Genomic DNA, 23,633 nt, shown 5'->3' on the forward strand with positions numbered 1-23,633 from the left:
TACCGGCGCCGACCGACCGCGGTCTGCCGATTCGTCACAGCATATTTGTACGTCCCCCTCGACGACACGAGCAATGTCGCGCGACGTCGATCGACGGGATTTTCTCGTGCTGACCGGCACGGCCGCAGGGGCGGCGGCCGTTGCCGGGTGTATCGGTGACGGCGACGAGACGGAGTCCGAGGGCGGTGACGGCGCGGACGACGGCGGCGACGGGACGAGCACGGAGACGGCGCGGCCGGAACCGGAGACCCGCGAGGGGTACCTCCAGCGGGCAAATCGGGTGTTGCACGACGAGGCGCCGTGGATCTTCCTCAACCGGCAGTACTCGGTGTACGGGAAGTCGACCGACGTGGACTGGGAGGCTCGTCGCGACGAGCGCATCGACGGGTACGCCATCGAGCCGACGGGTTCGGGGTCGTCGGTACAGATCACTCAGTCGCAGCTGGACTCGGGGCTGGACCCGCAGGACCACCGCGAGACGCCGACGGACAACATCGTCGTGCAGGCCTACGAGGGACTGCTGGCCCGCGACCGCGAGGGGAGAGTCGTCGAGGAACTCGCGACGGCCTACGAGCGAGTCGATGAGGGACGGGTCCGCTTCGAACTCCGGTCGGGCGTCTCCTTCCACAGCGGCGACTCGCTGACTGCGGAGGACGCGGCCTTCTCGATAAATCGGATCGTCAAGCCCGACGTCGGCGGACTGGAGAGCCCGCAGGCCGACCAGCTCGCCGGCGTCACGGGCGCGGAACCGGACGACGACGGTAGCGCGGTACTCGTCGAGTCCGAGGGGTTCAATCCGGTGGTGTTCGCGCTCTTCGCGACGCACTGCGACGTGCTGAACCGGTCGTGGGTCGAGGAGAACGACGACGAGTACGTCAACTCCAACGTGAACGGGACGGGCCCGTTTCGGCTGGCCAGCTACGAGCAGGACGTGGAGGTCGTCTTCGAGCGATTCGGCGACTACTGGGACGACGAGGCGGCCGCCGAGGAGCTGGTGATCACGGCGGCCAGTGAAGACAGCACGCGCGTCGATCAGCTACTCGGCGGGGAGACCGACGTGATCGTCAACGTACGGCCCCAGAACGTCAGCCAGATCCGCGACGCGGACGAGGCGGAGATCAGCGCGGTGCCCAGCGTCCGGGTCATCTACAGCGCGATGATCTACGACCGCGAGCCGTTCGACTCCGTGGCGTTCCGTCGGGCGATGAACTACGCGGTCGACGTGGAGAGCATCGTCGACACCGTCCTCTCGGGCTTCGCCGACCGGGCCTCGCAGCCGACGCTGGAGGGGTTCACGGGGTACAACCCGGATCTCGACCCCTATCCCTACGACCCCGAGGAGGCCGAGCGCCTCGTCGAGGAGAGCGGGTACGCGGGCGCCGAGATCGAACTGCACACGCCCAGCGGCCGCTATCTGAAGGACGTGGAGATCGCACAGGCCGTCGTCGGCTACATCGACGACCTGGAGAACGTCTCGGCGTCGATACACCGGCGAGACTTCGGGACCCTGAGGGACGCGCTGCTCGACGGTGACATCTCGACGAGGCCGGCCTTCTACCTCGTCGGCTGGGGGAACGCGACGTTCGACGCGAGCCAGACGATCACCCCGCTGTTGACCTCGGACGGGGCGCTCACGTCGCTCCAGAACGAGCGCGTGGACGAACTAATCCACCGGGCCCAGAGCACGAGCGGTAGCGACAGTTGACTGTCGCGGGCGCTCCCGGAGAACGGGCCCCGTGCGGACACTAGCGAGCAGGACTGACGCGTCGACGCGTTCGCCGACGACGAAACGACGAGCAGCGGCGACTGAGCGCGGTCGCCCGCGGCCCCGCTCGTCGCAGTTCGAGACGCGGCGTCCCGACGGTCGATTAATATAGGTCGAGAGACACGTGTCACGTATGTCCCCGCACCTCTCGCGTCCGAACGAACTGAGCGACGGCTGGCGGTACGCGCTCGGCGGCGGTCTCGTCGCGGTACCGCTGATGACACTGGGCTACCTGGAGACGGGCTCGGAGCTGTCCCTCGGGCCGGTCCTCCTCGGCGGTGTCGTGGCCGGGTATCTGGCGGCCAGAAAGACCGGGACACACCGCGGCGTCGGGGCCAGAGTCGGCCTCGTCGCGAGTCTCCCGGCGCTGCTGGTCGTGAGCGACATCCTGCTGGCGACCCGCGGGCTCGGCGGGCCGGACTGGTTCGTCGCCGCCGGACTCGCGCTCGCAGTCGGCACCGCGGCAGCGGTCGTCGCGGTCGTCGTCTTCTTCTCCGTCCTCTCCGGGGTCGTCGGAGCGCGCGTCGGCGGCTGGCTGGCTCCGTCGGGCGACCCGCACGGCGGTGCGGGCGCCTGAGTCGGCGGACTCGCCCCGACGGACTCGTGGGTACGAGTAACACGAGGGAGCGACACCTTTTCCGCCGGGCCGATCGGAGTCGGTGGTATGACCGACGACGAGGAGGTCGCATCGGGGCCTGCCTTCGCCGGGATGGGGGCGGCGACTGCGGTGCGCGAACACTGGGACGACCTCGTTGGCGACATGGAGGCCACCGCGGCGGAGTTCGAGGCGGCGGGCTGGGAGACGCTCGAACTCCACCCCGGCGACGTGACGGCCGTCACCGGCGAGCGCTGGGGGTTCGACGTGCTCGTCCCCGACGACGAGTTCGACCGGTTGCGCGAGTGGGTCGACGGCGGGAGCTTCGACGAACACGACGTCTACCGCGTCGAGAGCGGGATCGTCTTCGCGCTCGTGGTGCTGAAGGACGACGACGACGAGCGGGCGGTCTGCTGTCCGCTCTACTACGACGACGCCGCGGTGGAGGGACTGGGTGAACTGGCCGCTCGCGAGGGCCGGATCTACACGCACGTCCGCACCCTCTCCGAAGAGGACGTCACGTTCACGCACGAAGACCCGTCGCTGTTCTTCCCCGAGGACTGAACTCGTCCGGTCTCGGTGGGAGTTCGCCCGTCGAGCGGACCGGATGCCAATCGCTTAAGAGCGTGTCCGTCCACCGTCCGGTGAATGGCGAAACCGGTACTGAAGTGGGCGGGCGGCAAGCGCCAGTTGCTCGACGCGCTGTACGCGCGGTTTCCCGAGACGTTCGACCGCTACCACGAACCGTTCTTCGGCGGCGGCGCCGTCTTCTTCGACCTGGAACCGGCCGCGGCGACGGTCAACGACACGAACCCGCGACTGGTCAACTTCTACGAGCAGGTGCGCGACCGGCCGGAGGCCCTGATCGCGCGACTGCGCGAGTTTCGCGACCCGGAGGCCGACCCCGACCCGGAACTGGCCTTCGCCGAGGAGACCCGGCGCGGGAAGGCCGTCGAGCAGTACTACTACCAGCAGCGCGCGCGGTTCAACGAGCGCGCCTACGCCGACGCCTGGCCCGACGACGAGGGCGACCGCCTCGAAGAGGCCGCACTGCTCCTCTATCTCAACCGGACCTGCTACAACGGGCTCTACCGCGAGAACAGCGACGGCGGGTTCAACGTCCCTATCGGTCGCTACGCCGACCCCGACTGGGTGCAGGCCGAGCGGGTCCGGGCCGCCGCTCGCGCGCTCGCCGGGACCGAACTCCGCAACGGCGACTTCTCGTACGTCCTCGACGCCGCCGAGGCCGGCGACCTGGTGTACTTCGACCCGCCGTACGAACCGATGAGTCCGACGGCGGACTTCGCGGAGTACAGCGCCGCCGGCTTCGACCGCGACGACCAGGAGCGATTGCTCGAGGTCGCTCGCGAACTCGACGAGCGCGGTGTGGCGGTCGTCCTCTCGAACTCGGGCGTCACCTACGACCGCTACGAGACGGCGGGCTTCTCCGTCGAGCGCGAGGGAGCGACGCGTGCCATCAACAGCGACGCGAGTTCGCGCGGGGAGGTCGACGAGATCGTCGCGACGAACGTCCCTCCCGAGGAGCGACGGGGCCCCGACCAGTCCGCGCTCGACGAGTACTGATCAGCCGAACAGTCGCTCCACGAGCGAGCGCTCGGTTCGTTTCTGGGCGAGGATGACCGAACAGTCCACGTCGTCGACGACGTCCATGACGACCGAGCCTCTGACGAGCCGCTGGAGGAGGCCCTGTTCGCTGGCGCCGATGACGACGAGTGTCGCGTCGTCGGCGGCCGACTCGATGGCCGTCTCCACGTCCCCCGTCTCGACGCGCAGGTCGGCATCACCGAGGTCGTGGTCCCCGGCCCAGCCGGCGAGGAAGTCGGCGCCCTCGGCGCTTTCGCCCTCGTCGGCGACGTACAGTAGCGTGACTTTCGATCCGAACTCCCGACGGAGGATCGTGGCGATCTCGGCGCTGAGATCGGAGTCCGGGCCGCCGGCGGTCGGGACGAGGATGCGCTCGGTGTCCAAACCGCGGTCCCGGAGGACGAGGAAATCACAGGGCAGGTCGCCCGTCATCTCGTCGATGGCTGATTCGGCACGACCCGGCGAGCCGTGCGAGTCGGGACCCCATCCCATGACGACCTGGTCGGCGTCGTGAGTGCGCGCGGCGTCGAAGATCTGTTCGAACCCGCGGTGAGAGAGGATGGTGTGGGTCTCGACGGGGACGCCGAACGTCTCGGCGTTCTCCCGGGCGCGTTCGAGCAGTCGTTCGGAGGTCGTGTCGATGTCGTCGGCGCGTTCGCGGGCGCTCGACAGAGAAGTCTGGTCGGGTACCGTGACGATGTGCGTGGCGACGAGTGTTCCGTCGTTGGCCTTGGCCATCGCGCTGGCGAGCGTGATGAGATCCTCCTCGTGCTCGGGGTTGGCGAGCGGGACCATCACGCGGTAGTCGCCGCCGTCGGGTGCGACGGTCTCCGCCGCCGACACGGCGATGTCCGGCATCTCGTCGGAGCGCTCGGTCACGAACTTGCCGAGTTCGCCCTCGTAGACGGTGTGTCGTCGAGCGTAGACGAGATACCACGCGACTGCGGTGACGACGAACGCCAGCGAGAGCGCGATCTCGATCGTGTCCATGAACGTGACGAGCGCGAGCGACGCGACGGCCCCGAGGATAGGCGTGACGGGGTACAACGGCACCGTGAAGTCGGGGTCGTACTCCTCGACGTCGGCCTCGCGGAAGACGATGAGTCCCACGTTGATCAGCGCGTAGACGATGAGGTGGAGCACGCTCGCCGCTTTCGCGAGCACCTCGAGGTCTCGCCCCAGGGCGGCGATGAACACGATGATCACGCCGCCAGTGACGAGGATCGACCGGTAGGGAGTCGCGAAGGAGGGGTGGATGTCGTTGAGCCAGTCGGTGACGATGCCGTCCCGACCCATCGCGAAGTTGATCCGCGCCGACGCGAGGATTGACGCGTTGGCCGACGAGGCCGTCGCGAGCAGGGCCGCGAGCGTCACGATCGTCACCGCGAGGCCGGTCAGTCCGCCGGGGAAGGCGATCTCCGTGACCTGTGCGACGGGCGCGTTCGGGCTCAGGTCGTTCCACGGAACGACGCCGAGCATGATCGTCACGAGGATCCCGTAGATGACGGTCACGATAGCGACGCTCCCGATGACCGCGATCGGGAGGTTCCGTCCGGGGTTCTTCAGTTCCTCCGCGACCGTGGCGATCTTCGCGTACCCGAGGAAGGAGACGAAGACGACTGCGGTCCCGGGCAGGATCGCACCGTACCCCATGGGCGTCAGTCCGCCAGAGCCCGTGAGCGTCGCGTAATCGAAGGAGAGCCAGCCGAACACGGCGAAGATGCTGAGGATCCCCAGCAACACGAGGACGATGACCGACTGTACGCCGCCGGTCTCCTTCGCGCCGGCGTAGTTCACGCCGACGAAGACGATACCGGCGATCAGCGCTCCGACCTGGATATCCGAGAGGAAGAGCAGTCCCGGGATCGGGGCCAGCGTGGTGAGATACTGGCCGAATCCGATGCAGTAGAACGCCGAGGCGAACGCCAGCCCCATCCAGTCGCCCATCCCGGCGATCGAGCCGAAGAGCGGTCCGAGCGAGCGGTTGATGTAGTAGTACCCACCGCCGGCCTTGGGCATCGCCGTCCCGAGCTCCGAGACGGAGAAGGCGTTTATCATCGCGACGACGCCGCCGACGACGAACGACGCGACGACGACCGGTCCGGCCTCCTGGGCGGCGACGCCCGGGAGGACGAAGATCCCGGCGCCGATCATCGTCCCGATCCCGATGGTCATCGCCGAGAGCAGGCCCAGATCCTTCGCGAGTTCCTCGTCACTCACCGTCAGACCCTCCCGTCTCTTCCTCCACGTCCGGCAGGACGACGACCGGCCGGTCGGTCTCGGTCACGAGCGAGAGGGCCACGTCGCCGGTGAGGAGTTGTATCCAGCGGCTTCCGCCTCGCGGCGTGATGACGATAGACGACGCCCCGTAGTCGTCGGCCGCCTCGAAGATGGCGTCGGCCACGTCGGTCCCGTAGAGGATCCGCGTCTCGAGGTCGACCTCGTCGTCGAAGTAAGCCCGGAGGACGGAGAACGCTTCCTCCGCGGCCTCCTCTCGCTGTTCGACCGAGGCCTTGTCCGGCGCGCCGCCGGCCTTCTCGACGACGTGGACGGCGAGCGCGGACCCGAACTCGTGGCCGTCGAGCGCGCGAGCGGTCGCCGTGGCGTCGTCGTCGTGTGCGACGGGGAGGACGACGCGGTCGAGCAGGTCGCTCATCGCCGTGACCCCGCGGGTCGGCGGCAGTCCGATTCCGCTCCGGTGCTGGAGACGACAGGTCGACCGGGGGAGACGAACCGATGCATGCCGGGAGAGTGCGAGCGACCGGACTTAACCGCTTTGTCCGACAGGCGGTGATTTCGGGTGGCCTGTCACGCCGACTGAACAGACGACAGATACGAGCGGTGGTGCCCCGCGAGACGGAGCCCGAGCCCCTTCTATATCTGTCCCGCTTCCGAAACAAACATCTTCCACCGGTCAGTCCGTACCTGATGTCTCATGGCTGTCGCCTCTGGACGGTACGTCGATTACCGTGTCAGTCTCTCACTTGTCGGCACGGTCGTCAAGTACCTCGCGGCCGCACCCCTCTTCCCGGTGCTCGTCGCGTTTTACTACGGCGAGAGCCCGATGCCGTTTCTCGCGACCAGCGCCGTAATGGTCGCGGTGGGTTTCGGACTGGAGCAACTCTCCGACGACAACGAACTCGGTCACCGCGAGGCGTTCCTGCTCGTGAGCCTCTCGTGGCTCATCGTCCCGATACTGGGGACGGTCCCGTATCTCGTCGCCGGACAGGGGACGGTCGCTAACCCGGTCAACGCCATGTTCGAGAGCATGAGCGGGTTCACGACGACCGGCGCCACCGTTCTCGGGGACATCTCGTTCGACACGCACTCCCACGCGATGCTGATGTGGCGCCAGCTCTCTCAGTGGCTCGGCGGAATGGGTATCCTCGTCCTCATGGTCGCGATCCTGCCCGAACTGTCGGTCGGTGGCGCTCAGATCATGAACCAGGAGGCGCCGGGCATCTCGATGGAGAAACTGACGCCGCGGATACAGGAGACCGCGCGTGCGCTCTGGCGCATCTACGTCGGGTTCACGATACTCGCGGCGCTGGTATACTACGGGCTCAACGTCGTCGGCCTTGCGCCGAACATGGGCATCTACAACGCCGTCGCCCACGCGCTGACGACGCTCCCGACCGGCGGGTTCTCGCCCGAGGGTCGGAGCATCGAGGCGTTCACGCCGGCCGTCCAGTGGGCGATAATGCCGTTCATGGTGATCGCGGGGACGAACTTCGCGCTGTTCTGGTACGCGTTCAACGGCGAGGTCCGGGAGCTGATCGATAACGCCGAATTCCGCGCGTACATCGGCCTGATGGCGGTCTTCGGTGCGATCATCTCCGTCCTCCTGTTGACCGGTGTCGGCCTCGCCGAGGCCGCGCCGAATATGGACCCAATCCCCGGAAACCTCGAGAACTCGTTCCGGCAGGGACTGTTCCAGGTACTCGCGATCGTGACGACGACCGGATACGCGAGCATGGACTTCAACGTCTGGGACCAGTCAGCCCAGACGATTCTCCTCTTCGCCTTCTTCCTCGGCGGCTCGGCCGGGTCCGCTGCGGGGTCGATCAAGATCGTCCGCTGGGTGCTCGTCAAGAAGGCGATGTCGCGGACGCTGTTCACGTCGGTCCACCCGGAGGCTATCAGGCCGGTTCGGATGGGAAGACAGGCCGTCGAGGAGGAGACGGTCCGGGACGTGCTCGTCTTCGTGATGATATTCCTGACGCTGTTCATGGTGTCGACGGTCGTCATCTACATCGACAGCCTGTTGATCCCGGACATGGACCTCTCGGGGCTCGAAGCGATGAGCGTCGCCATCGCGACGCTGGGCAACATCGGCCCGGGATTCGGCGAGGTCGGACCGATGAACGGCTTCGGGAACTTCTCCGACCCTGCGAAACTGTACATGGTCTTTCTCATGTGGATCGGGCGACTGGAGATCCTCTCGGTGCTGGTCATCCTGACGCCGTCGTTCTGGCGAGAGTGAGAGTCGGGTCCGCCAGACTGGCAGTCCACCGGCCGCCAGTGTTTAACCGATCTCCGGGCCAAGGTCGGGTATGACGGTCTACGAGACGGACGTTCCGGGTGTCGGACGGAAGTTCGAACTGGAGATCGGCGACGACCAGCGGCTGGTGGCCGTGCTCCACCACGACGGAAAGCGCGACGTGTACATCCGTCCGTCGGACGACGCCGACAGCGAACAGCTGTTCACGCTGTCGGGCGACCAGGCGCGAAAGTTCGGGTCGATCCTCGAGGGCGCGTACTTCCAGCCAGTGGAACTCGACGAGGTCACGGTCCCGCTGGGCGAGGCGATTATCGAGTGGCACGAGGTCGGTGAGGGGTCGGAGTTGGCCGGCGACTCACTCGAAACCGCGTCGGTCCGCGAGAAGACCGGCGCCTCGATCATCGCGATCCAGCGCGGATCGGAGACGATCCCGAACCCGACACCGGACACGCGGATCCAGCTCGGTGACACGGTCGTCACGCTCGGTACCCGCAGAGAGCAGTCAGAACTCGAAGCGCTCGTCGCGGGAGAGGAATGAGCGAGGCGTTGGTGGAGGTCGGGATCGGACTGGCCGCGCTCGCGCTCGTCGGATACCTCGCGATGCGCATCTCGCTGTCGGTAATCCCGGCCTACATCGTGGCCGGGATCGTCGTCGGTCCACACGAACCGACTTCGGTCCTCGGTCTCTCGCTCACGCTGGTCCCCGAGACGGAGTTCATCGAGGTGCTCGCGGAACTCGGTGTCGTCCTGCTCCTCTTTTTCCTCGGACTGGAGTTCAGCGTCGACCAGTTGCTCGCCGACAGACGGCGGATCCTGACCGCGGGGACGGCCGACCTCGGGATCAACTTTGGCGCCGGGATCGCGCTCGGACTCCTGTTCGGCCTCGACGCGACGACAACGCTGTTCGTCGCCGGTGTCGTCTACATCTCCTCGTCTGCAATCGTGACGAAGTCACTCATCGAGGAGGGGTGGATCGCCAACGCCGAGAGCGAGCCGATCCTCGGGACGCTCGTCTACGAGGACCTCTTCATCGCGGGCTATCTGGCTGTGCTAGTGGCGCTCGTCGGTGGGAGCGACGACGTCGCGGCGGTCGCCCAGGACGTGGGGATAGCGTTCGCCTTCCTCGGGGTGCTCGCCGTCGGCGCGTGGGTGGGGACGGCGGTGCTCGACCGCGTCTTCGCCGTCGACTCCGACGAACTGTTCCTGATAGGGGTGCTCGCGACGACGACGCTCGTCGCCGGTGCGGCGCTGACGCTGGGATTGAGCGAGGCCGTCGCCGCCTTCTTCGTCGGCGCGGGGTTCAGTCAGACCGAACACGTCGACCGGATCGAGCACCTGATCGCGCCGGTCAGAGACCTCTTCGCGGCGTTTTTCTTCTTCGCGATCGGACTGACGATCGACGTAACGGTGATATCGACGGTCGCGGGGCTGCTCGGTGCGGCCGTCGTCGTCACGACGGTGACGAAGGTTGTGAGCGGGACAGTCTCGGGGCGCGCGTACGACCTCTCGCCGCTCCGGTCGCTCCGGACGGGGATCGGGCTGGTGCCGCGGGGGGAGTTCTCGCTGGTCATCGCGGCGCTCGCGCTCGGTGCGTCCGGTCAGGTGGCGACGGTGATCCCGCCTTTCGCGGTCGGATACGTCCTCGTGATGAGCATCGTCGGAACGGTCCTCATCCAGCATTCCGACCGGTTGACCGACGTGCTGGTCCCGCTTCTCCCGGGCGCGGGTTGACGGGCGTCGACGTACGGAGCGGCGGCCGCCGAATCTCTGGACCGCCCGTTCGCGAGCGAGGGAAATCCACTTACGCACGCCGCGAAAAGCCCGGGACATGTACGCGGAGGGTATTCGATGCGCGTAGTCATCGTCGGGGCCGGTGAGGTCGGCTCCACGATCGCCGAGAGCCTCGCCGACTCCCACGACGTGGTCGTCATCGACATCGACGCCGACCGGGTCGAATCGCTCACCTACTCGCACGACGTGCTCCCGATCGAGGGTGACGGGAGTGACATCGGCGTGTTAGAGGAAGCAGGGGTCGCGGAGGCCGACATGCTGATCGCGAGCACCGACGACGACGAGACGAACATCGTCACCTGTGGCGCCGCCAAGGTCGTCAGCGACGCGTTCACGATCGCCCGCGTGAAGAACCCGAAGTATCTCACCGCGTGGGAGCGCGCCCGGTCCGCCTTCGGCGTCGACTTCATGGTGTGTTCGGACCTGCTGACCGCCGAAGCGATCGTCAGTCTCGCGGGTCTCCCGACCGCACAGGACGTGGACACGTTCGCGGACGGCCTCGTCCAGATGACGGAGTTCGAGATCCCCGCCGAGAGCCCGATCGCGAACCAGACAGTCGCCGAGGCCGACCGCTTCGACTCGTTGACCTTCGCCGCGATCATCCGAGATGGCGAGGTGGTGATACCGACCGGAGAGACCCGGATCGAGGGCGGCGACGAGGTGATCGCTATCGGGAGTCCCGATAGCATCCGGGCGTTCGGGTCGGCGATCGCACCGGAGGAGAAGGGGCCCAAGGACGTCGTCATCGTCGGTGGTGGGGAGATCGGCTACCAGACCGCGCGCCTGCTGGAACAGAGCGGGTTCACGCCACGACTGATCGAGCAGGACGAGGACCGTGCACGCTGGCTCGCGGAGAATCTGCCGAAAACGACGGTTCTCAACAGCGATGCGACCGACCAGGAACTCCTCGACCAGGAGAACGTCGGCATGGCCGACCTGCTCGTCGCGGCGCTGGAGAACGACCAGCAGAACCTGCTTGCGACGCTCCTGGCCAAGCGGAAGGGGACGGACAGGGCCATTACGGTCGTCAACACGGGCGACTTCGCGGAGCTGTTCGAGGCGGTCGGCGTGGACGTGGCCGTTAGCCCGCGGAAGGCGACCGCCGAGGAGATAACGCGGTTCACACGGGCGCGCCGCGCCGAGAACGTCGCGATCATCGAGGGGGACAAGGCCGAAGTCCTCGAACTCGAAGTCGACGCCGAGAGCGTTCTCGCCGGCCGGTCGATTCGCGAGGCTACGTCGGACATCCCGGAGGGCGTCGTCATCGGTGCCATCACTCGCGGAGACGAACACATCACCCCGCGCGGTGACACGGTCGTCAGGGAAGGCGACCACGTTGTCGTCTTCGTCGACACGGCGGTGCTCGACGAGGTAACTGACCTACTGTGAGTACACGCCGCCGGCTCCGCGTCGACTGGCGGACGAGCGTGAGCCTCATCGGCACAGTTCTGAAGGCACTCACCGCGCCGCTGGTGGCGACTGCACTCGTCGCCCTCGCCTACAACGAGCCGCTCCTCCCGTTTCTGGGTCCCGCGGTCCTGACGCTGGGGGCAGGGGTCGGCCTCGAACGACTAGAGCGGGGTGATCTGGGCCTGCGTGAGGGGTACCTGATGGTCGCACTGACGTGGCTCGCGATCGCCGTCGTCGGCGCGCTCCCGTTTCTGGTCGCCGGCGAGGGGACGCTGGGGGCACCGATCAACGCGCTGTTCGAGTCGACCAGCGGCGTCACGACGACAGGCGCGACGGTCGTCGAGTCGTTCGACGCGCACGGGCGATCGATTCACCTCTGGCGGTCGACGCTCCAGTGGATGGGTGGGCTGGGCATCCTCGTCATCGCCGTCGCCGTCCTCTCGCAGCTCTCGGTCGGTGGGGCACAGCTCATGGAGACCGAATCGCAGACGCAGGACGTCAACAAGCTCGCACCCTCTATCGAGGAGACCGCCCGGCTGCTCGGCTGGATCTACGCCGGACTGACGGGACTGATGATACTCTCGTGGCTCGGGCTGGGCGCCGTCGGGCTCGCTCCAGAGGTCTCGCTCTACAGCGCAGTCGCGCACGCCTTCACCGCGGTCTCGACGGCCGGGTTCTCCCCGCGACCCGGGAGTCTCGGCGCCTTCTCGCCGGCGATACAGTGGGTGACGATCCCGTTCATGTTCTTCGGCGCGACGAACTTCGTCCTGCTCTATCACCTCACACGGGGGAACCCGTCGCGACTGAAAAACAGCGACGAGTTCCGGTTCTATCTCGCCGTCGTGCTCGGACTGACGGGACTGACGGCAGTCTTCCTCGTGGCCTCCGACGAGTTCGCCAGCGCGGAACAGACCGTTCGTCACTCGCTGTTCCAGGTCGTCTCGATCCTGACGACCACGGGATACGCGACCGTGGACTTCGACCTGTGGTCGCCGGCGGCCAAACACATGCTGTTCCTGGCGATGTTCTCGGGAGGGATGGCCGGGAGCACCACGTGTTCGATCAAGACGCTCCGCTGGCTGGTCGTCGTCAAGTCCTTCCGCAGGGACCTCTTCCGCGAGATCCACCCCCACGCCATCCGCCCAGTACGCCTATCAGGGCAGGTCGTCGACGAGGAGGTCGTCCGCGACGTGTACGCGTACGTCCTGCTGAGCGTCGTCATCTTCGTCCTCCTGACGGTGTTCGTCGTCACCGACGCGGCCAGAGTCGGCCTCGAAATCGGCGAGTTCGAGGCGCTGGGCGCGGCGGCGGCGACGTTCCTGAACATCGGACCTGCGTTCGGAATCGCGGGCCCGTACGGAAGCTACGCGGATTTCCCCCGGACGACGAAGGTCGCGTTCATCGTCATGATGTGGGTCGGACGCATCGAGATCATCCCAGTGCTCGTGCTCCTGACACCGGCGTTCTGGCGGTCGTAATCGGGCCTACGCGCTGACACCGTATTCACTCCAACTCGTCGACGGTCGCCTCGAACTCCTGGATCGCTACGTCGCTCCCGGCGACGAACACGTCGTCGTCGGCCTCGACGATAGTGTCCTCGTCGGTGAGCACCGTCCCGCGGCGGGAGACGCCGACGACAGTCCAGCCTCGCTCGGTATCACGGCGGGCGTCGGCAAGTGCCTGCCCGGCGAACGGCGCCCCGCCGGCGCGAACGAGGCGGATCTGGTTCGTCGGATCCATCACGCGCTCGCCGTGGGCCTCGGCGGCGACGAGTCGGGCGGCGACTCGCTGGACGGAGAGCACGTAGTCGGCGCCGGCGCGGAACGCCGGGCCGGCCTTCTCGGCGTCGGTCACGCGGGCGAGTATCTCGAGGCCCGCCGCCAGCGACCGCGCCAGCGCGACCGTCATGAGCGCCGTCGCGTCGTCGTCGACGGTGACGACCAGCGCGTCCGCGTCCGCGACTCCGGCCGCCCGGAGCGTCCGGGGGTCGGTGACGTCGCCGACGACGTCGGGGTCGGTCGCCTCGCTCTCGTCAACGGTCGTCACGGTGGCCTCGTCGGGGAGCGCGTCGACGGCGGCGCGGCCGCCCTCACCGTACCCGGCGACGACCACGTTCGAGGGGGTCGTTCTTCGGGACGGTCGAACGCTCGACAACTCGCCGCTCATCTCGTCGATCGCGCGCTCCGGTCCCGCGACGACCAGCACTGCGTCGGGCGTCAGCCGTTCGTCCGGCGGCGGCGAGACGACGAGCTCGCCGTCGAACCAGCCGGCGACCAGCGTCAGGTCGGGGTGGACAGCGAGCGGCGAATCGCCGACCCGGACGCCGTGGAGTGGGCTATCGCGCCGGACGAGGACCTCGCGTATCGCGACCGCGTCCCCGCCATCGGGACCGTCCGCCTCGTCGACGACGATAGGTGTGGTCGCCTTCTCGGCGAGGCGGCGGCCGATGAGCGTGTGCGGCGCGACGCTTCGGTCGACGCCGATCTCGGCGAGCGCCTCCGTTCGACGCGTCGATTCCATGAAGCTGATCACCCGCAAGTCCTCGTTGACTTCGAGCGCCGTGAGGACGACGCTCGCCGTGCGGTCGCCGGCGTCGGTGATGAGGAGCGACGCGCGGTCGATGGTCGCGCGGTCGAGGTCCGCACGGCTCTCCGGGTCGCCGTCGATGGCCTGGTATTCGTCGTCGGAGAGGCGCTTCGCTTCCTCGACGTCGCTGCCGACGAGCACGTAGTCGACGCCGAGCGCCTCGAGTTCGTCCAGCAGGACCTCCGAGTCCAGCGTGTACTCGGCGACGACGACGTGGTCGTCCTTCCCGGTGAGGCGGTTGTCGAGGTTGACCGGGGTGCGTTCGTACAGCGGGATGACGAGCACACGGAGCGTGACGAGGCCGACGGCGATGCCGCTGACCTGTATCGTCACCACCAGCAGGTTCATCGCCGGCGTGTCCCAGGGCGAGTCGGCGCCGTACCCGGTCGTCGTGAACGTCTCGACGACGGTCTGGAACGCCCGGTAGATCGAGTAGTCTCGGCCTTCGAGCCGGTGGATGCCCAGATAGTAGACGTAAGTGAACGCGAGGACGAGCGCGACGACGCCGAGGGCGAAGACGACGAGCAACCGCTGGCGGCCAGTGAGGTCACGCGGGTGGAGCCCCCTGATGTTCCGGAGTTCTCGCATCGATACGGTGGAGTACGTCCCGGATTCGGCCCGGGAGGTAAAAAGCGCGTGGTCGGCAGAACGCGTAAACTCGTCGGACCCTTATCGGCGCCGTGGAGCAGTCGTGGCCTCTCCCGCCGGCGGCGACGCTGGCGGCGCTCGTCGTGGTGCTCGTCCTCGCGGGAGCGGGCACGCTCGCGCTGTCGACGGTGTCGACCGAGGCCAGCGCGACGGGGACGGTCCCGCAGAAACTCGTCGAACCGAAGCCCGGCGAGAACGTCTTCTGGCCGTACACGAGCCGTCGACGCTCCCCCTCCGGGCAGACGCTGGCGATCAACGTGGTCGTCTACGCGGACGCGGACAGCGTCCGGTTCCACCTCAGCGAGCGCAGCGGCGCGAGGTGGAACGAGACCGAAGCGCAGTGGCAGGACGTCGACCCAGACGAGGGCGAGCAGAGCGAGGTCGACGCGGCCAACCAGACGGTCGTCGAGTGGGCCGCCGCCCGCGGCGCGAAGCGCTACCTCTACGTCCACAACCTGGCGCTGACCGAGGAGCGGCCGAACTCGACGACTCGACGGCCGTTCCGCGCGGCCCCGTTCACCGGCGGATTGCCGGAGAACACCGGCGGTCGGTGGATCGACGAACAGTACCAGCTTCACGACGGCAGGTACTTCGGGTCGCGCTACCACCTGCGCGTCTACGAATCGCCCTTCGAGTCCGACGAGTGGGTCGCTATCCAGGCACACAGCGACCACTGGGACTGGTTCCGGCTCCGCCACACGGTCCACGACACGGAGAACGCCCAGAACTACGTCGAGCGCGAGTTCATGCGGAATCCGGCGGTCGACACCGTCTGGCGGATGTACCTCGACAACGAGCGAGGGTCGCGGTCCGACGGCTGGGCGACGGTGATCGACTTCCGGGGCGGCGGGACGCCGTTTCCCGACGTGGGGACCGCGGGGTTCGCCGCGCTCGCGGGACTCGTCGCGCTCGGACCCGTCTCCGGTCGCCGACCGCTGGGCCGTCTCCGCACGTCGCTGGCCCGGCGCAGCCAGTCACTGCTCGGGCGTCGCGAGTCACCGTTCGGGCGTCGCGAATCACTGCTCGACCACCGCGAATCACTGCTCGACCACCGCGAATCACTGCTCGACCACCGCGAATCACTGCCCCGTCGCCGTGTGAGTTCGCGACGCTCCGGTGACCAGCGCGCTGGGGGCGTGCTCTCGCGGCGGCGAGTCCTGTCGATGCTGCACTCGTGGCGTCGATTGAACCACAGACAGGCCCTCGTTCTCTCGCGGGTGCTGTGGTACGCGCTGTTGTTCGCGTCGCTGTTCGTGCTCTACCTGTCGGTCAGGTTCGGCGGGATCTTCCTCGAAGGGCAGTTCGAGACCACGTCGCCGAAGGTGATCGCGGCCGGGCTCTACCCGGTCATCGCGTTCGGACTCCCGATCGCCGCGTACACGTTCGGTCGCGGACTGGAACCGGTCCGGTGTTTCGCCGTCGGCGCGGTCGGGATCGGGACGGCCATCGTGGTCGACTACCGCTTTCTCGGCGTCACGAACATCCCGCTGGACGTCGGGCTCCACCGGATCGGCATCGCGGTCGCGCTCGGCCTGATCGCGGCGGGGTCGGTGAGTCACACGGAGTCGGGCGAGACCGTCGACCGGACGCTCGGCGCCGGCGTCCTCCTGTGGGTGTTCCTCCTGATAGGGCCGCTCGTCGGGTGGCTGTGACCGACCGTCCCTGTCCCTCTCCCTTTCCCCGTCTCTGTCCCTGCCCACGCCCTCGTCACGCGACCGCGCACACGGCGACCCAGTCGTCGTGGGTGTCGCTGTCGTCGCTCGTATCGACGCTTCGGACCGCGAACCCGGCGTCTTCGAACAGCCGCGTGACCGTCTCCGGTTCGTAGCGCTCGAAGTGGCGCTCGTCGTCGTCGTACGGGCTCCCACGGAGGCCGTCGTCCCCGGACGTAGAGCGCTTCAGGGAGACCAACACGACCCCGCCGTCGGTGAGGACGCGCTCGAAGTCCGCGAGCGTCGCCGGGACCTCGGACTCGGGGACGTGCAACAGCGACGCGCAGGCCCACAGTCCGTCGAACGACGCGTCGGCGAAGGGGAGCGCGCGCATGTCGCCGCGGACGGCGGCCGCGTCGGGGACGCGCTCGCGCGCCTGTTCGAGGAAGCGCCCGGTGAGGTCGAACGAGACCGGGTCGAACCCGTGCTCGTCGAAGGCCGCGGACTCCCAGCCGGGGCCACAGCCCACGTCAAGCACGCGAGGCCGAGCGGCCGGTGCGCCGAGTCCGCTCGCGTCGCCGACGGCGGCGACGAACCGCTCGACGAGGTCGGCGACCACCTCTCTGTCGCCGTGGATGTTCGCGTAGGTATCGGCGACTCGTTCGTACGTTTCGACGGTCCGTCGGACGCGTTCGTCCATCGGCCGGACGTGTTCGCGGGCGGATAGTAAGCGTGGCGCCCGACGACCAGAACGACACTAAAAAGAGGCGGTGCCGCGAAACCGCCGATATGAATCCGAAGATCCTGATTCTCGGGCCGCCGGGCGCCGGCAAAGGCACGCAGAGCGAGCGCCTCGCGACGGAGTTCGACGTCGAGCACGTCACGACGGGCGACGCGCTCCGCGCGAACAAGGAGATGGACATCAGCGACATGGACCTCGAGTACGACACGCCGGGCGAGTACATGGACCAGGGCGACCTCGTCCCGGACGTCGTCGTCGACGCGATGGTCGAGGAGGCGCTCTCGGACCTGGACGGGTTCGTCCTCGACGGCTACCCCCGCAACGGCGACCAGGCCGAGGCCCTGCGCGAGATGACCGACCTCGACGTCGTGCTCGTGCTCGACGTGCCGGAGGAGGAACTGGTCGACCGGCTCACGGGCCGCCGGGTCTGTGAGGACTGCGGCGCCAACTACCACGTCGAGTTCAACCAGCCCGAGGAGGAAGGCGTCTGTGACAAGTGCGGCGGCGAGCTCTACCAGCGCGAGGACGACAACGAGGAGTCCGTGCGCAACCGGCTGTCAGTGTACCACGACAACACCGAACCGGTGCTCGAACTGTACGAGGACCACGACGGCTACGTCGAGATCGACGGCGACCAGACGCCCGACGAGGTCTGGGACGACGTCCGCTCGGCCGTCGAATCGAACGCGTGAGCGCCCGGACGGCAGCCGACCGGAGAGTAAAAGCTTGATAACCACCAAGCCCGGAGATAGATAGCAATGGCACGGACCGCAGAGAAAGCGGAGTCGCTGGCCGCCGAGAGCCAGTCGATGGCCGACGCGCTGGAGCACGTGCTCGCAGTCGCCGACGAGAAGGGCACGGTCCAGTGGTCGGACGTCAGCGACGACATCACGAGCGGCGAGTGGGGCCGGCTCATCGAGCAGGGCATCCTCGTCGACGTCGACGGCGAGGGGTTCGTCGTCGACGACCCCGAAGGCGTCCGCGACGCGCTCGGCATCTCCGCGCCCGAGCCGGCCGACACCGCCGACGATTCGAGTTCGGGCGGGTCCGATTCCGCGTCGAGTTCCGCCTCGGACAGCGACGACACGGACGAGGACGAGGGGTGGTCCCGCTGGGACAAGATGGCCGCCGTCGCGACCATCGCACTGTTCCTCGGCTACTCGCAGGCGCCGATCCGAAACACCGTCGGAGGCGTCCTCGACCTGGCGCTCGGCCCGCTGGCCAACGTCCTCCCGTTCTACATCATGATCCTGGTGCTCGCAGTGTTCACCGGGCTCAACTCGACGATCCTCCAGGGCAAGCTCATGAACATGGACAAGATGGGCGAGTACCAGGAGCGCATGCAGGAGATCCAGGACCGCCGCAAGGAGGCCAAGGAGCGCGGCGACGACGAGGCCCTGGAAGAGATCCAGCAGGAGCAGATGGAGGCGATGGGCGACCAGCTGGGCATGTTCAAACAGCAGTTCCGCCCGATGGTGTGGATCATGCTCGTCAACATCCCCGTGTTCCTCTGGATCTACTACATGGTCCAGACCGGGGCGATGACGGTCCCGGCCGGCACGGACAACGTGATGGTCCTCCCGATCATCGGCGGCATCGAGCGGTGGAGCACCCGGATCGGTCCGATGTGGGCGTGGATCATCTGGTACTTCGTCTGCTCGATGAGCTTCACCCAGATCGTCCGCAAGGCGCTGAACGTCCAGACGACGCCGTCCTCGTAATCGGACCGGTCGCGGACGGCTCTCCGTCGGTTCGTCCCTCGGCCGTTTCTACCCGTTTCGATTCCGTTCTGTCGACGACGTACCCGTCGCTCACTGGAGTTGCGACCCCGTCTCGCGAGACGGACTAGCTCGCCTGAATCTGGTCCCAGGTCTCGACGCAGTCGTTACAGAGTCTGCCCGTGAACCCGTCTACGTCGTACCGCTCGACGGACGCGTCCTCGCCACATCGGTCACACTTCACGACAGTCACCCGTGAATCGCCGTCGCGGTCCGTGCCGGAGAGCGTTCGGCTGTGTCATTGTGTGCCGAAGACCTCCAGCGCCTCTTTCTCCAGTTGCGTCTTAGAGAACAACGAGACGACGTCTCCCGTCTGGATGTCCGTCTCGCCCTTCGGCGTCAGGACGTCCCCGTCTCGTTCGACGCCGACAACCAGCATCTCGTCGGCCAGCAGCCCCTCCTCGACCGCGTGTTCGATGGTCAGTCCCGCGATCGCCGCTCCCTCCGAGACGGTGAACTCGGCGACCTCCGCGCCGCCGGCGAGACTCATGAAATCCGTCAGCGAGGGACCCACCGGCGCGTCCTCCGGGCCGAACGGGTTGTACGGCTGGTGATACTCGTCCTCGATGACGCTCTCGTCCTCGATCTGCAACCCGATATCCGACAGTTCGCCCGCGATCCGGCTGATGTCGGTCGTGTCCGACCCGACGACCGTGATGGCGAGATTCGACGTGCCGGTCATCAGCTCTCGGACGGTCACGACGCCGGAGACCTCCATGGCGGCCTGGGCCAGTCGGTCGCGGTCCGGGATGGGGGCGGTACAGCTGAACTGGTACGTGACGTGCCCCTCGATGGATTTGTAGTCGATGTCCGCGAGGTACCCTCGGAGGATGCCCTGGGCCTCGAGTTCGCCGATCCGGTTCCGGATCGTCGCCGCAGTCACCTCCATCTCGTCGGCGATAGCCGGCGCTGCCGTGTTCCGGGCGTCCTCCGCCAGATAATAGAGGATGCGCTTGTCGATCTCGTCGACACGGTAGTCCATACTGGCGATTCGGTCAGAACTCATAATTAACTCCCGTTCTCCGGGTGAGCGGTCGGCCGCGACGAAGGGGGCCACCTGTCATTTTCACGTACCAATGTTTCGCCGTTGCAAAAAGATTGCGCCTATATTTTCGATGCGAAAATTCAGACCAAATATTTATGCGCTAGCGGCAACCGAACAGTGTATGGACCGTGTCGCAGCAGCCACGTCGAAGCTGTCGGCGTATCCGGCCCGGCGGGTCAGCGCCGGCGCGGCCATCGCAGGAACGGCGGTGTTCCATTCGAACCAATGACTGTATCCGATACGGATCCTCCGGAGGGAGTTCCCGAGGAGATCGCGACCGCGCTCGAGGCGAGCAGTGACAGTCAGCTCAGGGACGTCATCCACTACGCGCAACGACTCCTCAGGGACCTCCCGCCGCTCACAGACGCGATCGAATCGCGGGAGGGGGAAGAACTCGTTCGGATGGAGGACCACGGCGACTACTCGATCGTCGTCGTCGAGCGTCCGGGCGAGATGGGCGAGGCGCGCGGCCCCTTCGCGTACCGGGTCAAGTGGGTTCCCGACTTCGACGACGGGGCCGGGAAGTACCGGTGGCACTACCTCGGGAAGGTCGACGTCGAATCCGGGGGCGAGTAGCGTGTCGGAGTCGTTCCTCCAGCGGGCGATGGTGCCGGTCGCCAGCCGCGACAACGCAGCGGCGACGACGGCCGCTCTCGCTCCGTACGTCGACGCAGCGGGTGGCACCGTGGTCGTCCTCCACGTCATCGAGAAGGCCGGTGGCGCGCTCGACAAAGCGTCCGTCGAGCAGCGCGAACTGGCCGCGCGAGAGATATTCGCCGTCGTCTCGGACGGGCTCGAAGATGCCGAGGCGCCGCTCGAGACGGAGATACGCTACGGGACCGACGTCGCCGAGACCATCGTCGATGCGGCCCACGACGTCGACGCCAGTGCCATCGTGTTCACGCCACGAACGGGGAGCCGCTGGAAGAAACTGCTGTCCGGCGACGTCACTCACAAACTACTGGACGCCAGCGACGTCCCGATCCTCGTGTTGCCCGACCGACCGGTGGGTGACGCGTGACCGGAGTCGGATGTCGGTCAGGCGGACAGTTCCCGTAGAGGATATCACTCATGTACGTCATCGTCGTCGGAGCGGGGGACATCGGGTCGCCGCTCATCGAGATCGCAACGCGGTCCGGGTACGAGGTCGTCGTCATCGAGACCGACGACGCGAGAGCGGACGAAGTCGCCGGCGAGTACGACTGTCTCGTGCTCGACGCGGACGCGACGGTCAAGGAGACGCTCGTAGACGCCGGTGCCGAGCGTGCAGACGCGATCGTCACGACGACCGGCCAGGACGCGACCAACGTGATGGTCTCGTTGCTCGCACAGGAACTCGGTATCCCCGCCATCGTCTCGGTCGTCCACGACCCGGAGCACATGAGCCTGTTTCGCCGGATCGGTGTCACCACGATGCAGAACCCCCAGCGACTCATCGCGGAGTCGCTCTTTCGGTCCGTGGAACGCCCGTCGATCGTCGACTACATGCGAGTCGGCGACGTCGCCGAAGTGTTCGAGATCACGGTCGGAGAGGACGCGCCGATCGCAGGCCTGACCCTCACCGAAGCCGACGAAGCGGGGTTGCTCGACGAGGACACGCTCGTCGTCGCGATCGAGCGCGAGGCGGCAGACGGGCCTATCACGCCCCGCGGGAACACCCGTATCGAACACGGCGACCTGCTGACCGTCTACTCCGGCACGGGCGCGACCCCGGAGGTGACCGACGTCTTCGGCCACTACGAGGACAACGAACCGAACGATTCGACCGCGCTCAGCCTCTGAACGGGCGGTCCCCTCTCGACCCTTCGACGTGCTGTGCGCCCGACGTACCGTGGATCTCGACCCGTTGCCAGCGTCCGCCGAGTGAGCGAAGCGAACGGGGCGGTTCACCGGTCGCGACCGCAGGGAGCGACCGGCCTTTTTGCCCCATCTTTTTGCCGACCGGGTTCCCCGCAGCGCGCCGGAGGCGCGCGAGGAAACCCGGTCGGGAAAAAGGTGGTTCGGAAAGCCTATTTACGGACCGAACGGACACGGAGTATGTTGATAACCGTTTCCGGCCCCGCCGGAAGTGGCAAGAGTACGTTCGCCGCGGCGCTGGCGAACGCGCTCGAGGTGGACCACGTGAGCGGTGGCGACATCTTCCGGGAGATGGCCGCCGAGCGCGACATGTCGGTGGTCGCGTTCAACGAACTCGCCGAGGAGGACGACCAGGTCGACCGCGACCTGGACCGTCGTCTGCGAGAGATAGCGAGCGAGAACGACGACCTCGTCCTCGAATCGCGGCTCGCGGGGTGGATGGCCGGCGAGCACGCCGACATCCGTATCTGGCTCGACGCGCCGATGGACGTCCGGGCGGCGCGCATCGCCGACCGCGAGGACAAGTCCGTCGAGACGGCGCGCGAGGAGACGACCGCCCGCGCCGAGAGCGAGGCGCACCGCTACGAGGAGTACTACGGGATCGACATCGAGGACCGCTCTATCTATGACCTGGTGCTCAACACGTCTCGTTGGACCCCCGCCGCGGAACTGGAGATCGTCCTGGCGGCGGTCGAGTCCTACGACCCCGAGGAGGACGAGGGGCGAGCGCCGGTCACCGGCGTGGACTACGACTTCTGATGGTCCTGCGAGGTCCGCCCGACGAGCGGTCGGTCGACGACCTCCTCGAGTTCGGGGTCGTCAACCTCGACAAACCGCCCGGACCGTCGGCGCATCAGGTCGCCGCCTGGGTGCGCGACATGGCGGGCGTCGAGCGCGCCGCTCACGCGGGGACGCTCGATCCGAAGGTGACGGGCTGTCTGCCGATGCTGCTCGGCGACGCCACGCGGATGGCGCAGGTGTTCGACGACAGCGTCAAGGAGTACGTCGCCGTGCTCGAACTCCACGGCCCCACGCCCGCGGACCTCGAAGCCGTGCTCGCGGAGTTCGAGGGGAACGTCTACCAGAAGCCGCCGAAGAAGAGCGCCGTCGTCCGCCGACTGCGCTCCCGGGAGATATTCTCGCTGGACGTCCTCGAGGTCGAGGGGCGCCAGGCGCTGCTCCGCGTCCGTTGCGAGAGCGGGACGTACATTCGGAAGCTGTGTCACGACGTCGGGTTGGCGTTGGGGACCGGCGCACACATGGGGCACCTCCGGCGGACGACGACGGGGTCGTTCGACGACGCGAATCTGGTGTCGCTGTACGACCTCGCCGACGCGCTGGCGTGGGCGGACGACGGTGATTCCGCGCCACTCAGGGAGGTCGTCCAGCCCGCGGAACGGGCGCTCGTCGACCTGCCGAGCGCGACCATCGCCGAGAGCGCTGCGCGACAGGTCGCGGAGGGCGCGCCGGTGTACGCGCCGGGGTTGATCGACGTCGACGACGTGTTCCGCGGCGACCTCGTCGCCTGTTACACGCCGGACGATGCAGCGGTCTGTCTGGGGCGGGTCGCGGGCGACCTCGACGCCGACGAGGGAGTCGTCCTCGACCTCGAACGAGTGCTGGTCTGACCGACCGAAAGCGAAGGGGTTAATGGGGGA

General features: G+C 67.3%; 22 protein-coding genes. 17 read left to right on the plus strand and 5 right to left on the minus strand.

All coding sequences use genetic code 11. The features are described from left to right. Positions 1–73 precede the first annotated feature (73 nt). The 4 genes from D1409_RS02340 (at position 74) to D1409_RS02355 (ending at position 3,944) form a co-directional block, all read left to right on the plus strand. On the plus strand, positions 74–1,705 hold the full coding sequence (locus tag D1409_RS02340; protein WP_123533646.1) for an ABC transporter substrate-binding protein: 1,632 nt from the start codon (positions 74–76) through the stop codon (positions 1,703–1,705). A 193-nt stretch (positions 1,706–1,898) separates the two neighbouring features. Continuing rightward, positions 1,899–2,342: a DUF5518 domain-containing protein gene (locus D1409_RS02345; RefSeq protein ID WP_123533648.1), complete on the plus strand. Its 444-nt coding sequence runs from the start codon at positions 1,899–1,901 to the stop codon at positions 2,340–2,342. 87 nt (positions 2,343–2,429) lie between these two features. Beyond that, a complete protein-coding gene (locus tag D1409_RS02350; protein WP_235853483.1) occupies positions 2,430–2,924 on the plus strand; it encodes a DUF7529 family protein in 495 nt (164 codons plus the stop codon). An 84-nt stretch (positions 2,925–3,008) separates the two neighbouring features. Beyond that, positions 3,009–3,944, plus strand: coding sequence for a DNA adenine methylase (locus D1409_RS02355; protein ID WP_123533650.1), 936 nt, complete (start codon positions 3,009–3,011; stop codon positions 3,942–3,944). Here D1409_RS02355 and D1409_RS02360 read toward each other — a convergent pair whose 3' ends face one another. Next, on the minus strand, positions 3,945–6,185 hold the full coding sequence (locus tag D1409_RS02360; RefSeq protein WP_123533652.1) for an amino acid permease: 2,241 nt from the start codon (positions 6,183–6,185) through the stop codon (positions 3,945–3,947). Beyond that, positions 6,178–6,621, minus strand: a complete 444-nt coding sequence (locus D1409_RS02365) for a universal stress protein (protein ID WP_123533654.1) — start codon at positions 6,619–6,621, stop codon at positions 6,178–6,180. Before D1409_RS02365 ends, D1409_RS02360 begins: the two co-directional genes overlap by 8 nt. A gap of 279 nt (positions 6,622–6,900) precedes the next feature. Here D1409_RS02365 and D1409_RS02370 point away from each other — a divergent pair, with 279 nt between their 5' ends. The 5 genes from D1409_RS02370 to D1409_RS02390 all read left to right on the plus strand — a co-directional run bounded on the left by D1409_RS02370 (position 6,901) and on the right by D1409_RS02390 (position 13,145). Next, positions 6,901–8,448 (plus strand): TrkH family potassium uptake protein, encoded by a 1,548-nt coding sequence (locus D1409_RS02370; RefSeq protein WP_123533656.1) that lies wholly within the window; start codon positions 6,901–6,903, stop codon positions 8,446–8,448. A 70-nt stretch (positions 8,449–8,518) separates the two neighbouring features. Continuing rightward, positions 8,519–9,004, plus strand: coding sequence for a cation:proton antiporter regulatory subunit (locus tag D1409_RS02375; RefSeq protein WP_123533658.1), 486 nt, complete (start codon positions 8,519–8,521; stop codon positions 9,002–9,004). Then, on the plus strand, positions 9,001–10,197 hold the full coding sequence (locus D1409_RS02380) for a cation:proton antiporter (RefSeq protein ID WP_123533660.1): 1,197 nt from the start codon (positions 9,001–9,003) through the stop codon (positions 10,195–10,197). Before D1409_RS02375 ends, D1409_RS02380 begins: the two co-directional genes overlap by 4 nt. A 117-nt stretch (positions 10,198–10,314) precedes the next feature. Beyond that, a complete protein-coding gene (gene trkA / locus D1409_RS02385; RefSeq protein WP_123533662.1) occupies positions 10,315–11,646 on the plus strand; it encodes a Trk system potassium transporter TrkA in 1,332 nt (443 codons plus the stop codon). After that, positions 11,643–13,145 (plus strand): TrkH family potassium uptake protein, encoded by a 1,503-nt coding sequence (locus D1409_RS02390; protein ID WP_123533664.1) that lies wholly within the window; start codon positions 11,643–11,645, stop codon positions 13,143–13,145. Before trkA ends, D1409_RS02390 begins: the two co-directional genes overlap by 4 nt. Positions 13,146–13,170: 25 nt before the next feature. Here D1409_RS02390 and D1409_RS02395 read toward each other — a convergent pair whose 3' ends face one another. Beyond that, positions 13,171–14,841: a potassium channel family protein gene (locus D1409_RS02395; protein WP_123533666.1), complete on the minus strand. Its 1,671-nt coding sequence runs from the start codon at positions 14,839–14,841 to the stop codon at positions 13,171–13,173. 92 nt (positions 14,842–14,933) lie between these two features. On the opposite strand from D1409_RS02395, the gene D1409_RS02400 reads away from it, so the two are divergent. Next, a complete protein-coding gene (locus tag D1409_RS02400) occupies positions 14,934–16,553 on the plus strand; it encodes a hypothetical protein (RefSeq protein WP_123533668.1) in 1,620 nt (539 codons plus the stop codon). Positions 16,554–16,608: 55 nt separating this feature from the next. Here D1409_RS02400 and D1409_RS02405 read toward each other — a convergent pair whose 3' ends face one another. Beyond that, entirely contained in the window at positions 16,609–17,253 is a 645-nt protein-coding gene (locus D1409_RS02405) for a class I SAM-dependent methyltransferase (RefSeq protein ID WP_123533670.1), read from the minus strand. 89 nt (positions 17,254–17,342) lie between these two features. Here D1409_RS02405 and D1409_RS02410 point away from each other — a divergent pair, with 89 nt between their 5' ends. Together D1409_RS02410 and D1409_RS02415 are read left to right on the plus strand one after the other, a co-directional pair. Beyond that, positions 17,343–17,987 carry an adenylate kinase gene (locus D1409_RS02410; protein WP_123533672.1) on the plus strand — a complete coding sequence of 215 codons (645 nt, stop codon included), beginning with the start codon at positions 17,343–17,345 and terminating at the stop codon, positions 17,985–17,987. Positions 17,988–18,053: 66 nt separating this feature from the next. Next, complete coding sequence (locus D1409_RS02415; protein ID WP_123533674.1) at positions 18,054–19,016, plus strand: DUF106 domain-containing protein; 963 nt, start codon at positions 18,054–18,056, stop codon at positions 19,014–19,016. A gap of 295 nt (positions 19,017–19,311) precedes the next feature. Here the strand turns inward: D1409_RS02415 and D1409_RS02420 are convergent, their stop codons facing one another. Continuing rightward, the gene (locus D1409_RS02420; RefSeq protein ID WP_123533676.1) at positions 19,312–20,055 is read right to left on the minus strand and encodes an Lrp/AsnC family transcriptional regulator; all 744 of its coding nucleotides are present in this window, start codon (positions 20,053–20,055) and stop codon (positions 19,312–19,314) included. Between the two features lie 288 nt (positions 20,056–20,343). Between D1409_RS02420 and D1409_RS02425 the strand changes: the two genes are divergently transcribed. The 5 genes from D1409_RS02425 to D1409_RS02445 all read left to right on the plus strand — a co-directional run bounded on the left by D1409_RS02425 (position 20,344) and on the right by D1409_RS02445 (position 23,603). Continuing rightward, positions 20,344–20,694 carry a hypothetical protein gene (locus D1409_RS02425; protein WP_123533679.1) on the plus strand — a complete coding sequence of 117 codons (351 nt, stop codon included), beginning with the start codon at positions 20,344–20,346 and terminating at the stop codon, positions 20,692–20,694. Between the two features lies 1 nt (position 20,695). Beyond that, positions 20,696–21,139, plus strand: coding sequence for a universal stress protein (locus D1409_RS02430; RefSeq protein ID WP_123533681.1), 444 nt, complete (start codon positions 20,696–20,698; stop codon positions 21,137–21,139). Between the two features lie 50 nt (positions 21,140–21,189). Then, positions 21,190–21,900 carry a potassium channel family protein gene (locus D1409_RS02435; RefSeq protein ID WP_123533684.1) on the plus strand — a complete coding sequence of 237 codons (711 nt, stop codon included), beginning with the start codon at positions 21,190–21,192 and terminating at the stop codon, positions 21,898–21,900. A 255-nt stretch (positions 21,901–22,155) separates the two neighbouring features. Then, a complete protein-coding gene (gene cmk, locus D1409_RS02440; protein ID WP_123533685.1) occupies positions 22,156–22,734 on the plus strand; it encodes a (d)CMP kinase in 579 nt (192 codons plus the stop codon). Beyond that, positions 22,734–23,603 carry an RNA-guided pseudouridylation complex pseudouridine synthase subunit Cbf5 gene (locus D1409_RS02445; RefSeq protein ID WP_123533687.1) on the plus strand — a complete coding sequence of 290 codons (870 nt, stop codon included), beginning with the start codon at positions 22,734–22,736 and terminating at the stop codon, positions 23,601–23,603. The genes cmk and D1409_RS02445 overlap by 1 nt, the downstream gene beginning before the upstream one ends. The last annotated feature ends 30 nt before the right edge of the window (positions 23,604–23,633 follow it).

Origin of the sequence: Halosimplex salinum (assembly GCF_003730195.1) — an archaeon.
Classification (GTDB): domain Archaea; phylum Halobacteriota; class Halobacteria; order Halobacteriales; family Haloarculaceae; genus Halosimplex; species Halosimplex salinum.